We start from the raw sequence: 12,887 nt of genomic DNA, 5'->3' as shown, positions 1-12,887 counted from the left end.
ATTATTAAATCAGCAACTATAAAAAACAACTTTTTATCTTTTTTAGATATGATTCAGTTGCCCTTTACTTTTCAATTCCTCTAACTCATTCATTATTTTTTTTGCAATAATTTCAGCTTATTCGAAACTCTCAGCATCGACATCAATAAGCTTGCCAAGAAAAATAAAATTTAATTTCTTAAACATTAAAAACTCCCTGCATATTCTTCGACCATTTTCAATAATTTCTTGTTGTTTTTTTAGATTGCTTTCTTTCTTCCTCATCAACAAGCAATACTTTCCACGAGGAAGAATTTCGTCCATTTTCGCATCAATAGTAAAAACAATGTATGCCACTGGATCGAGTGATTCTGGATTTATAAACATAATTTCGAGCGCTTCTTTTTGACTTGAATTCCTAGCCTATCTAATTAATTTCTTTTCTTTTTCAAACAATATTTAATACCTTCTAATAATCCATTGATAAAAGATTCGCCTTCTTCATTAGGTTGAATATTAGAAACATCATTGCTTACTACTGCCATTAATTCTCTACAACTAAAAGGGGCAAGCTGAAGATTTTCAAGCTTAGTAATCAATATATTCAGTAGAGTATTTCGTTGCTGGAGCATGGGATTAGGAATTGTTTTGATTGCTCCTTCTCATGTTTCCAATCTCTGTTACATTCCATTTTGAGAAATAACTTTCTCAGATTCATTCAACAAATCTAGGGTATTTGCAATTTATATTAGACCAAGTTTATCAATCCCAACCAAATGAATTGCACCAAGATTTTCAATTTCTTTAATCAAGATTTTATAGATTTGCTCATTCCGTAAGAAGAAACCTTTGGAATGCATGTTTTATTTAATAGAGATTGTCCTGAATTAAATAACGTGTCTACATTTCCAAATCGTTTATCTACCATATATATTTATGTATACCATATTTATCAATGATATCTTGTGGTGCTTCAATATACGGTTTACCTATAGGGTTTACTTTTGAGATACATAATTGGTTAACCCTTTCACCGTAACCCATACAATATAAACAAGTGATAATATTCGTAAGATCTTCTTCTCTTCCTTCCGAATCCCTTTAAGATTCTCCCTATATCTAATTTCACCAGTAATTGCATTACTTACTTTTAAAAGGTTCAATATCCTAAGATAATTTCCCACAGAATCATCCCAAATCCCCTCATACGGGTCATCAAATAGTTTTGGAACACTAAATAAAAGTCCTAATATTGTATTTTCATGTTCCCAACTGTAATTAAAAACATCTTGTAAAATCGCATTTACCTAACTCCTAATGCTTTGTTTCTTGTTGATTCAAAAGATATTTAATAACATCTTTTGTTGTATAGTTCGATAATTGATGGTAACGAAAAAGCACGTCACTTAGCAGAGTAGGCAGAACGTGCTTAGATTTATATGTTACCGTTTTTGCATTTTCATTTTTCACTGTTTTTCTCGGTAATATGTGAAACATTCCTATACGTTTACCATTATCAAATAGTTCAAGGAGATCAAATGCGATTATTTCTTCATCTTTTAAATCATTTAAAGGTAATGAAAAAGCAGCCGTCCATATTGAATTGACTGCTGCTCATAACTAATTTTAAAAGCCTTTTCTAAATACGTTTTTAACTGTAATTGTTTATTGTAGACTTTTATATATTTCAATGTATCACCTACTTTCCATATTTAAAGAAAAATATAAAGAGCCCCAAAGGACTCTTTCAAGTTAACTTTTTCTCTTTAGAAATAGTTTAAAATTGTAGACACTTAAAAACTTAACAGCTAACTAACGTTATCCTTTAATCCACATATTTAAATCTAATCCCCATTCAGATCCTAATTTCCTCTTAAAATTGCTAAGAGCAATAGCAATCCCAACACTAGTTAACATACAACTACATAGTTTAGTTTCTTCCCACACTTTTGAGAACATATGTAAATTAGGTGCTATAACCTGTAAGTTTTCTTTAAATATCTGATCTTCGTTCTCTGATGAAGCAGGAACCAAGTCTGGGTATTCTTTCATAAGGCCATATATATAATTTGCTGTCCCAAAACTTATTGAGATACACCCTGAATATTGTAGATGTTGAAAGGAAAATTCATCATCCGGTACATCACTTGCGAATTGCATCATTATATCATTTAATTGTTCTATCCGAAAAACCGAACCAACTGAAACATAGTGTGCAAGAAACAGAACTGTTAATACATCGATTTGTTTAAGTGTTAACTTAGGAATTATGCCTAGAGCTTCATTGTACACTATTTTTACTAGCGTCTCTTCCTGAGCTACAGTTCTGTCTACCAACACGTCAATTAATAAATCGGCTATCTCTTTGTCCCCGCGTCTAGCGTAACTTTTTTGTGCTTCGTAAATAACGAATCGTAAATCTGGATCCTCTGTATTATTCAAAAATTCCGAGTTTTCTTTCACTAAACGTTGTAAGTACTTAGTAAGTATCTGTTCAGCACGCTCATTAATTATTGTTTCAACTTTTTCTCCTAAATCATAAAAGTTACTCTTAAATATATTCATAACAACTCTTTCAACTTCCGAATAACTAAGACCCTGCTGATTTACGATTACTTTTGAACCTTGAATATTGTTAGAGTTATCACCGGCTGTTAATTCTTGTCTATCGTTCATTTTTTTCACCAAATGTAACCTTTACATCCCTACCACCCTGGATATTGGTAGAGTTATCACCTGAATTAATACTTTGAATATTTTTAGCATCCTTTCTTTTTTTTAAAAATATTCCTCCTACAGTTGAAATCACTAAAACTCCTATTCCACTAAAAATCCATTCTATATGTTCCACCATATATTCCTCCATAACAAAATAAGATATGTCTCCTATTCTAGATAGTAAAGGATAAACATACCATTGTCTAATAATCATTTCAAAATTTGCTATCTGATTAAGGGGTATTTTTCATGAAATAATATTTTACTGCCGCATTAGTTACACTCATGGTCAAGTTGAGGCGGGTCAGACAGCTAATGATTTTTGCCTGTTGGTTACATCTCACCTTCTTCACAATAATCACATAAATATTTAACTCCAATTAGACAAACTTCAAAAGTTTATCCCATTCTGTCCAATGATGAAATGTTTGTCCCTTGTTATTTTTTGTGACGCCCAGAGAAGTCCTCCATATCTTACTTATAACTTTTATTTTGAAATACAAGAAAATAATTCATTTTTTTACTCCCCATATATTAAATTGGAAACTTATCTTATCAATATTTAAGTAACTGTTTATATTCAAATAAGATATTATCAAATCTAGTACTCTTTTTCACATAAAACATCTAAATTATTCCTTATTGTTTTTTATGGTACTTCATTTCATGCACAAAATAATCTAAATCATATTGTCATCGATAATAACGAAGTAACAAATTCGAAATTAGGGCTTAGTGAAGCAATTGCTGTGAATGGGAATGTAGATTCTTTTGAAGTTACCAATAACAAAGTACATGATAACAACAACATCGGAATTGTTCTGATTGGACATGAAGGAGTATCTTCAGTATCTTCAGTAGCTACTTTAGATCAAGCGCGGAATGGAGTCGTTCTTAATAACATTGTTCATTACAATTCATCAATTAATAATACTAGTTATAATGAATATTCAGCTGATGGTATTTACTTGGATGGCGGAAAAGAAATAATCATGGAGCAAAATCAAAGCTATGAAAACGACCTGGGGATTGAAGTAACTAGCGAACATGCCGGAAAAAGCGCTAGCCAAATTACCGTTAGAGAGAATACGATTTCCAATAATATCATGAGTGGCATTGCAATTGGTGGATATGACAGTCAGCAAGGATATGCTGAAAATAACTTTATAGTTATTTAATGAAACTGTGTGTTAACTATTGCTACCTGCCTCATTACGTTTACCATTTATATACACTTTAAACAATTCACCCAATTAATTCGCCGTTGAATTTAATTTAGATATGAATATATATGTATATAAGGGGAATTTGTACAAGCTATAGTACGTTTCTTACAACAAATTACTCTTCAAAATTTTGAAAAGGAGGATTTATTTTGTCCTGTCCATCATTTAGTAGAGCGATAAATTATATGGTAGGGACTCATCCTGTTGGAATCACGAGTGGTGATTTTAATGGAGATGGAAAGCTTGATTTAGCCGTTGCAAATAACAGTTTTATATCAATTCTTCTGGGAGCTGGAAATGGTACGTTTCTGTCTGCAATGAATATTCACATCGGGGAATCTCCATTATTAGGAATCCTTGCTGCTGACTTTAACGGGGATGGAAAGTTAGACCTAGCAGTAACAAACGACACACCTAGTAACGTTGTCTCGATTTTGTTAGGAAACGGAGACGGCACTTTCCAGTCTCCAACAAATTACATTACGGGAACAAGTCCTGGACAATTTGTTGCTGCTGATTTTAACGGAGATGGAATTTTAAGATTTAGCTGTTACAAATACTCTTTCCAGTAATGTTTCCATCTTTTTAGGGAATGGAGATGGCACTTTCCAACCTTCAACTTTTTATCCGGCTGGAGACGCTCCTATAGCAATCACGACAGGTGATTTTAATGGAGATGGAAAGCTTGATCTCGCCGTTACTGATGTTAATGTAGGTGCGAATAATGTATCCGTTTTGCTAGGAAACGGAGATGGCACTTTCCAATCTCCATCAAGTCTTCCAGTAGGACAAACACCAGTAGGAATCGCTTCGGCTGATTTTAACGGTGATGGAAAGCTTGATCTTGTGGTCGCAAACGAATTTAGCCAAAACATTTCGGTCTTATTAGGGAACGGAGATGGCACATTTCAGTCAGCAGTAAATTATCCCGTAGGAACAGTAGGAAGTTTTCCTTTATTTGTTACAGTAGCTGACTTTAATAACGATGGCCTTCTCGATCTTGCAGTTGGAAACCTTGGCACAAACAATATTTCGGTCTTATTGGGGAACGGAGATGGCACTTTCCAGGCTGCAGTGAATTTTGAAGTAGGACAAAGTCCTGAAGTAATTATAGCGGCTGATTTTAACAATGATGGTGCCATCGATATCGCTGTCCCAAATTATGAATCTAATAATGTATCAGTATTACTAAACAACTGTTTCTCAAGTTGTGGTCAACAACATTCTCAACAAGTTTGTTACGTTCTTCAATTCAATATTTCCACAGAGAAATTCTCCACGACAGTAACTTGTGAGTCTTGCAATCAATCAGTTACATTTAACCCTACAACAGGAAATCTGACTATCACACTACCATTTACAGTTACTTATACAGTTACAATCACAAACACTTTCGAATTAGATTGTAGTCTCATAAGTGTACAGGCAAATTTCTAAATAACAAAGGGAAAAGAATCCTGGTAACTAATCAAGGATTCTTTTCCCTCCAGCTATATTTAACCTATATAAAAAAGAAAGAATCTACAAGACTCTCTTTCCTTTTGCTAACTTGCCGTCATCACGCAGTCTTTTTGTTATCACTTTACACAATTACAAACTTCATCCCCACTTTAAATAAACTATTGTGGCAAGGATAAGAAGTACCGCCCACATATATATTGCCCCTCCAGACTTTTCACTAGCACCACCTTCTATAACCGTTAGACTTACACCACCCTTTGTTTTCGTAACGGATTTTTGACCCAAATGATAATCTCTTGAAACGATAGTAGCCTTTACAGAATTTCTTTTAAAATACCCATCGCTCAACCCCATTTCACTTGGTGATAACTTATTTTGTATAACTAATTCATACTGTTCCTCACTTACTTTACAATGCTCTGCCTCTTCTCGATATCCCCTAGCCAAACAAAAATCGATTGAATATTCTCTTGCATCCCTCTCAACTTCACAATTTAAGTATTCTCGCGCGGAGCTGTAAGTTGTATTAAAGTATAGATCCGGAAAATATATATACTGATAAGCATGCCTCATCTCATGAGAAAGAATCGAGAGTAAATAATAATGATCAACTATATCGACATGATTCCTGTCAGCATGATAAAAGCCCCCAAAACCACCATCTAACGCATACCCCCTCGGATATATTTTAACTGTTGGATAAACCTTTAAATTTCTCGCAATAATGTCATAATTTTTATATAGCGTCTTTATAGTAAAAGCATCCAATTGACCTACAATTTGAATTTTCAATTGCCCATTACCTGTATTATTGAGGCCATTTAAATTATTAAATTTGAAACTCGTATTATTTTTTTGTAATTCAATGAATCGATTGGACACGATAATTAACCCCTCTTTATATATACGTAATCAAAAACATATAGTTTTAATTACGTTCAAAAAATCTAAATATGCATAATTTCATCTGTATAAAATTATATAATGATATATATCCTACCAAATTATCCCCCTCATTACAAAGCAGCTTAAAAATAACGTCGCTAAAGTATACAGCCCTTTTATAGAAAAACCTTGAAACCCTTACAGCGTAACGAGGTTTTCAATCGTTATTTGCATCTATGTATCTTTGCATTTCTCTTAACGCTTCTTCCGCTGAATCGTACCAACTTTCGGACGGATTTACTGGCAAATGCTTTTTTTCATCAACAACATCATATTCTTGAAGAATATCAATTGCATTCTGTTTTCCTGCTAGTAGAGTTTTATTCGCATGTACACCACCAAGCATATGAGATTCTTCATTACCATCCTTTATACATATATTCATGCGATTTCCCATTCAAAAAGATCTGATTTTACCCTCTTATGGGTATATCGGCTCTTTATTATTTAAAACGCGTAAGGTATCTAAACTTGTTTAATTTATGTAATTTTTCTTGATGATATCTTTTACATTATTGATAAGGAGCGCAAGGAAGAAAACTGCTAGGATACCATTTATCCAGTAATATGTATTTCCAGAGTTAAATTTATTATAAAAAGAATAGACATTAAAATATAATAGACCCGCTGAAAGGACGGTAGAGATTACTAACATACCAAAACTTTTCACGATGCTCACCTCAATTTCGAACATTTTGATTTTTATTACAATTATACATAAAATGGGGGGATTAAAATGTATGTAGTATCCATCGTTATCAAGTTAACAATACATTCTTCCTCAAAACAAAAATAACGACTAAATACACACTTCGTTGCTACTTCAGAACCTTAGATTGATTGACATGCGCCATTACCTATAAAAGACCTAAATACTCTAACGCATTCAAAGTTTTATATCTCGAGGAAATGGAGTTCCCCTGATTGATAAGTATATCTAAATAAATTAAAATATAGATTGTATAAGGGGGGAATTGTTGTGAAAAAAGTTATGGCAACATTTTTAGGTTTGTTAATTGTAGCAAGTGGGTGCAGCTCCAAAATGTATGATGAGCAAGTTGATTTAGGTAAAAAGGCCATAGAAAAAGGGGAATATGCAGATGCTGTTAACTCTTTCGAAAAGGCTGCAAAGGATAAATCAACAGATGACATTCAGAAATACATTCGATTAGCAAATGATATGAAAGACAGCGCTACTGCATTAAAAGAAGAAAAATACGAAGTGGCAATTGCAAATGCTGAAAAAGTTACGAAAGAAAAAACGGATGATAAAATATTCAAATCTGCAAAAGAACAAGCGGATAAAATCATCAAAACGGCTAAGAGTTCTCAAGAACAAAAAGAATCAACAAAGAAAGAAATTCAATCGGGGAAAGATTTATTAAACCAACAAAAATATGATGAAGCCTATCAAGCTTTCAAAACAATAGCTGATAGAAAAGAATCACCACAACTTGTAAGTGAAGCAACAACATTAATGAATGAAGCGATTACAGCGAAGAAACAACATGAAGATGAACAAGAAAAAATAAGAAAAGAGAAAGCAGAAAAAGAACAAGCTGCGCAAGAAAAGAAAAAAGCGGAACAAGAACAACAAAAAACAAAAGAAGAAACTAAGAAACAACAAGACACAGTCGCAGATACAGGTGAAATAACTGAACACGAAGCTGAAGGTCTTGTACGACGACAATTTAATTTCTCATCAGATATAGTAGTACAATATAATAACGACGATGAGAATGGTAATTTTGTTATCCAAGTGTATGAAGATCATCCCGACCATACGGCTACATTAGGATGGTTTACTGTAAATCCAAAGACAAAAAAAGTTACTAAAATGCAATTATAAAATTGAACAAAGAGAAACATTCGAATAAAAGACTTCTATTACTTTACAGTGAAATAGAGGTCTTTTTCATTACAATATGAATATTGTCAACTCATGTGCTCCCTCTCCCTTTTTATTGTCCCTGATTCCACTTGGTATTCCTCGTGGTCTTGATTTAGGTATCTGGGCTGGAAAAAGGAATTTTGCTTGTCTATACAAATTAAATTTTGATTTTTTACAAGTTTTATTTGGAAGGTCATTTACCTTACCATATGGAATGACTCAATAGGTGATGGTAATGATCATTTTGAAAAGTAACATTAGAGAACTATTAAAAAGCAATGGAATAAAAGGAAATTGGATTGTACAGCAATTAAATATAAGCCAGAATCAAATGATTAATTATGTAACTGTCAAATTTTATCCTCCAGTAGTCAAAATATTTGAGTTAGCAAAAATATTTAATTGTAGAGTCGATAATTTATACGAGGTACAAGAAAAAGACCCTGCTAATTAATTACTAGCAGGGTTTAGCACGTATTGAGGTAACGGATGTCTCTCAATAGATTCCATATACATTTCAGCCAATCTCGATCCATCAATTAATCGTACATTTAGTTCTTCAGCATACAGCCTTGCATTTTTCGAAAAACCGCCTGTCGATACAACATAACCACCTTTTGCCCCTTTTTTCGCGATGTACTATGCACCAGGGCAATTGTTTTATAGGACATGTCGCTACACAAACACTTCACCTGACCAAGATATAATTCACCGTTTACCATATGTTGAAAGTCTACACCATAGTCACCTATAGTTACCGTTACTAATGCAGAACCACCATAATACTTTTCAATTACATCAACAACAAAAACTTCAAATTCCAACAGTGTTTGACGTATAAATACTGATGAGCACTTTTCATTTTCTAATGGCTTCATAAATCAATAATAAAGCCCCATTGCTAAAGTACGTTTAAACTCTTCATCTTTATTAAAACGCGTGATGAACTGGTATAAATGATGGTCTTTTCTTCTTTTGTAGACATACCATGAAATGTAAAGTACTCCTATTATGATTAGAAAAACATATAACATAGTCACACCTCCATTGAGATTGTGTTTCTTACAAAACTTACTTTTATCAATAAACTTTATGTAAAATCCCCTTTCAACATCTGATATACTAAATGTTGAATTTACAGTACATAGGGGGATAAAAATGGCAAAGTCAGCAAATGAGAAAGAAGAGAAAAAACGCCGAGGGTGCGGATGCTTTGGGTGTTTAGGCATTATTATTTTATTAATTATTTTAATAGGTTCTTGTGCCAAAGGTTCAGATGATGATAAAACTGAAAAAGCCACTACTGTTACTAAGCAAGAGGAATCCAAAAAATCAGAGGAAGTAAAAGAAGAAGAGAAAAAACAACAAGAAGAGCAAAAGAAAGAAAAAACTGAACAAAAAAAACAGCAAGAACTTCAAAAGCAACAAGAAGCTGAACAAAAAAGACAACAAGAACTTCAGAAGCAGCAAGAAGAACAGCAAAAACAACAAGAGTTAAAGAAACAACAAGAACAACAAAATCAAAATAAACAAAAAGAAGCAACTCCTCACCAGAAAACAAATCAAGCATCAGAACAGAATGGTACTTGTAATATTAAAGGTAATAAGAATAGTAAAGGCGAGAAGATTTATCACATGCCTGGTCAACAGTTTTATGATAAAACAAATGCTGAGGAAATGTTCTGTTCAGCAGCTGAAGCACAAGCTGCAGGATATAGAGCATCAAAAAGATAGCACTAAAAAAACCGTCTCTATTTGAGATGGTTTTTTCTATTCACTTCTTCCCTCCTCACTATCTACACAAACCCCATGTTACTGTCCAAGCCTGACTCCCACTCTTCGCATAGCATGAACTAAAAAGAAGGTTCATGCTTAATATGTCAAACTATTATTACGATTTTTCACTATCCCCCGTTCAGCAACAACCACTCTGCACCCCAGATAATATTTCTATAGCGTAATTCTTGGCTTCTTTAAAGAACAACACCGTGACCTCTATTTCTTTTCTGCCCCAAAAATTAATCTACAAAAAACACAAATATAATATCAAATTACTTTTAGATTTCGAACTCATTCTTATTCTTTCTCTCCTTTATTTTTATGTTATTCATTAATTCTTATCCACCTATTGAGAACTATAACAAACACATATATTATAATATGAATATTTTAAGGGTAAATTTAACCATTTATTGTTATAATTATATCGGTAAGAACTTTCTTGAAATATCCCCATTAATAATATCTAAATAATATAATTACTAAATGTAGAGATGAGAATGAGAGAATGGATTGTTTATATTGCTAATATTACTTGAAAACTATGTTGGTGGTGTTTTGTTTGAAAGAGAAATGAAATAATGAATTTTATAAAAAAGGTATAAGCATGTGGACATTACTATTTAAGCCAATATGGATAAGCTCTACTCTTTTTGTAATAATTCAGGTATATACTTTTATATCCTTTGTGATCTTTTCTTTCTATGGTTTAGATAATACAAATGAAATGACACTCTGGTATATGTGCTTTTTAATTATTTGGGAGATAATTTTACTTTTTATTTTTGGTATTTATATTGTTAGAACAGGTAAAGAAAAGTTTTTCAAACTATATACGATAGAATTATATGATGAAGAATGGAATATTTTTAGATGTATCTTTTTGAAGGAATTTTTATTTCATAAAGAAATTTTGTCTATTAAAAAAGAGGATTTAGGAAAAAACAAAAACACATTAGATTTTTGTATAGATAGATTAGAAAGCAGGCTAGAAATAAAAAACTAGATTTATAACAATTTTTATCATATAGTGCTGTATTTATAACCTTTATGGTTCCAGCCTGGACAGGCTTTAATACTTGGTTTTCCACTCAATATTATAATAAAAATAACCATCCTATGGCTTTTGGACACGCAACAGCTTACTTAGTTGTTATATTTAGTAGCATTGCTACAGTTCTTTCATTTATATATTCTATATATATTAAAAAATTGCAGTAAGGTTAAAATAAAATTTACATTACTATTTATTTAAAGGAGAAATTTATTTTGAAATCAATTTTACCAGGTTACTATAAAATGACTGAAGCAGAAGAAAATAAATTATGGGATACATCTATATTTGTATTTGATGCAAATGTCCTACTTGGATTTTATGCAACTCGTGACAAATATAGAGAAACTATATTTAATTCTCTTGAACAGATACAAGATAGGCTATGGATTCCTTACCAAGTTGCTCAAGAATTTGAAAAGAATAGAATTAAAGTAATAAAAGAACAGATTGCAAATTATACTAAAATAAAAATGATACCTGAAACTCTAAATAGAACATTTAAAAAAAATATGGATAATCTGGAGTTCCACCCCTCTGGGAAATTCTATGAAATAACGCAAGTTTATGAAGAATTTCATAATAAATTCGAAAAAAAATTAAAAAAGATTAATATAGATTTAAACAAAGAAAAAAAGGAATATTCAGAGCTCGAGAGATTTGATACAATTCGAGAAAAAATCGGGAAATTATTCAAAAATAATATTGGGCGACCATATAAATTTCATGAAATATTATCTATTGTTGAAGAAGGTAAATTACGATATCAAAGTAAAATTCCACCTGGATATAAAGACCTTGAAGATAAAAACGGAGTAGATGCATTTGGAGATTTAATACTATGGTATCAAATCTTAGAATTTATTAATAACGAAAAACGTAATGTTATTTTTATAACTAATGATGTAAAAGAAGACTGGTGGAACTTAAGCAATCAGAAAAAGATTGTATCTCCTAGAAGTGAGTTAATAAATGAGATTTATTGTTACTGCGGAGTCCAAGGTTACATCTATACATTTGATGATTTTTTCGAAAAATTAAACATTAAGATATTGAATAAAAAACCTGAAGAATTTGAAAAAGAATTACAAGAGCTAAGGAACATTAGATCCATGCAAAATGTGGAGGTATTTGATTATTATTCTATTAAAGAATTGGCTACAAGATTTATTACTACTAAAGAAAAAGAGAAGAATCTATTAATAACTCAAAGTAGTGTTCCTACTAATAGAATTTCAACTGTTCAAAATATAAGAGAGAAATTTAATCATTACTTTATAACCTCTGAAATTAAAGTTTGGATCAATTTTATTAATCAACTTTGTTTTTCTATTTTTAAAAGAGCGGATGATGTTGAATGTATATATGTTGGTGAAATCGTTATTCATTTTCATGATAATGACACAACGGAAATGTTCGTTCACTTATCCAATGAAAAAATATTACATCCAAATGGTAACATCGACGAAGTCTTTGATAATTTGGTAAAACATTTATATGAAAAATATAGTGGTTAACTCAAAAGAAAATTATATTATATAAGTACCAAATTTTCTTTTAATAAAATAATTAACCTAATTTTCAATTCCCTTGAAGCTAAGCGGTTAGAAGATTCTAACCGCTTAGCTTCAACTTTTCACAACGTTTTGAGTCGCACTTTAAAAATACTATTGTAACAATGTTATCCATCATCTAAGTTTCCTTCTACACCATATAACACAACGTTATATATAATACTCATACATAAAGTCCCCCATTTTTTATTTATAATTATGTATACTAATCCACTTAATGCAAATAATATATATCTATATTATTAAATATCACATAAATT

Annotated in this window: 13 protein-coding genes and 3 pseudogenes; 8 read left to right on the top strand and 8 right to left on the bottom strand. The window is 31.6% G+C overall.

Annotated features, from left to right (window positions below):
• Positions 1–117 precede the first annotated feature (117 nt).
• The 4 genes from DOS87_RS12735 to DOS87_RS12720 form a co-directional block, all read right to left on the bottom strand.
• Positions 118–366, bottom strand: coding sequence for a hypothetical protein (locus DOS87_RS12735; protein ID WP_208730309.1), 249 nt, complete (start codon positions 364–366; stop codon positions 118–120).
• Between the two features lie 927 nt (positions 367–1,293).
• Positions 1,294–1,524: a hypothetical protein gene (locus DOS87_RS30125; protein ID WP_261795687.1), complete on the bottom strand. Its 231-nt coding sequence runs from the start codon at positions 1,522–1,524 to the stop codon at positions 1,294–1,296.
• A 273-nt stretch (positions 1,525–1,797) separates the two neighbouring features.
• Complete coding sequence (locus tag DOS87_RS12725) at positions 1,798–2,655, bottom strand: LPO_1073/Vpar_1526 family protein (protein WP_208730308.1); 858 nt, start codon at positions 2,653–2,655, stop codon at positions 1,798–1,800.
• On the bottom strand, positions 2,645–2,833 hold the full coding sequence (locus tag DOS87_RS12720) for a hypothetical protein (protein WP_261795663.1): 189 nt from the start codon (positions 2,831–2,833) through the stop codon (positions 2,645–2,647). The genes DOS87_RS12725 and DOS87_RS12720 overlap by 11 nt, the downstream gene beginning before the upstream one ends.
• A 505-nt stretch (positions 2,834–3,338) precedes the next feature.
• On the opposite strand from DOS87_RS12720, the pseudogene DOS87_RS12715 reads away from it, so the two are divergent.
• The 4 genes and pseudogenes from DOS87_RS12715 to DOS87_RS12705 form a co-directional block, all read left to right on the top strand.
• Positions 3,339–3,866: pseudogene (locus DOS87_RS12715) on the top strand (right-handed parallel beta-helix repeat-containing protein); the annotation flags it as partial.
• A gap of 206 nt (positions 3,867–4,072) precedes the next feature.
• Positions 4,073–4,495, top strand: a complete 423-nt coding sequence (locus DOS87_RS12710; protein ID WP_208730307.1) for an FG-GAP repeat domain-containing protein — start codon at positions 4,073–4,075, stop codon at positions 4,493–4,495.
• A gap of 7 nt (positions 4,496–4,502) precedes the next feature.
• A pseudogene (locus DOS87_RS30600) lies at positions 4,503–4,619 on the top strand (FG-GAP repeat domain-containing protein); the annotation flags it as partial.
• A gap of 39 nt (positions 4,620–4,658) precedes the next feature.
• A complete protein-coding gene (locus tag DOS87_RS12705) occupies positions 4,659–5,360 on the top strand; it encodes an FG-GAP repeat domain-containing protein (protein ID WP_395938976.1) in 702 nt (233 codons plus the stop codon).
• Between the two features lie 162 nt (positions 5,361–5,522).
• On the opposite strand, the gene DOS87_RS12700 is transcribed toward DOS87_RS12705, so the two are convergent.
• The 3 genes from DOS87_RS12700 to DOS87_RS12690 form a co-directional block, all read right to left on the bottom strand.
• Positions 5,523–6,266: a hypothetical protein gene (locus DOS87_RS12700; protein WP_208730306.1), complete on the bottom strand. Its 744-nt coding sequence runs from the start codon at positions 6,264–6,266 to the stop codon at positions 5,523–5,525.
• A gap of 220 nt (positions 6,267–6,486) precedes the next feature.
• Entirely contained in the window at positions 6,487–6,714 is a 228-nt protein-coding gene (locus DOS87_RS12695; protein WP_208730305.1) for a hypothetical protein, read from the bottom strand.
• A gap of 90 nt (positions 6,715–6,804) precedes the next feature.
• On the bottom strand, positions 6,805–6,999 hold the full coding sequence (locus tag DOS87_RS12690) for a hypothetical protein (protein WP_208730304.1): 195 nt from the start codon (positions 6,997–6,999) through the stop codon (positions 6,805–6,807).
• 309 nt (positions 7,000–7,308) lie between these two features.
• On the opposite strand from DOS87_RS12690, the gene DOS87_RS12685 reads away from it, so the two are divergent.
• Positions 7,309–8,178 (top strand): flotillin family protein, encoded by an 870-nt coding sequence (locus DOS87_RS12685; protein ID WP_208730303.1) that lies wholly within the window; start codon positions 7,309–7,311, stop codon positions 8,176–8,178.
• Positions 8,179–8,670: 492 nt separating this feature from the next.
• On the opposite strand, the pseudogene DOS87_RS12675 reads toward DOS87_RS12685, so the two are convergent.
• A pseudogene (locus DOS87_RS12675) lies at positions 8,671–9,254 on the bottom strand (restriction endonuclease).
• Positions 9,255–9,378: 124 nt separating this feature from the next.
• On the opposite strand from DOS87_RS12675, the gene DOS87_RS12670 reads away from it, so the two are divergent.
• The 3 genes from DOS87_RS12670 (at position 9,379) to DOS87_RS12660 (ending at position 12,570) form a co-directional block, all read left to right on the top strand.
• Positions 9,379–9,954, top strand: a complete 576-nt coding sequence (locus tag DOS87_RS12670) for a sunset domain-containing protein (RefSeq protein ID WP_208730301.1) — start codon at positions 9,379–9,381, stop codon at positions 9,952–9,954.
• A 652-nt stretch (positions 9,955–10,606) separates the two neighbouring features.
• Entirely contained in the window at positions 10,607–11,005 is a 399-nt protein-coding gene (locus DOS87_RS12665) for a hypothetical protein (RefSeq protein ID WP_208730300.1), read from the top strand.
• A 263-nt stretch (positions 11,006–11,268) separates the two neighbouring features.
• Complete coding sequence (locus tag DOS87_RS12660; RefSeq protein ID WP_208730299.1) at positions 11,269–12,570, top strand: PIN-like domain-containing protein; 1,302 nt, start codon at positions 11,269–11,271, stop codon at positions 12,568–12,570.
• Positions 12,571–12,887 lie beyond the last annotated feature (317 nt).

It is taken from the genome of Bacillus sp. CR71 (assembly GCF_003429245.1).
In the GTDB taxonomy this organism is placed as follows: domain Bacteria; phylum Bacillota; class Bacilli; order Bacillales; family Bacillaceae_G; genus Bacillus_A; species Bacillus_A thuringiensis_S.
Note: the sequence above shows the minus strand (reverse complement) of the source record. Positions and strands in the feature narration are given on the sequence as shown.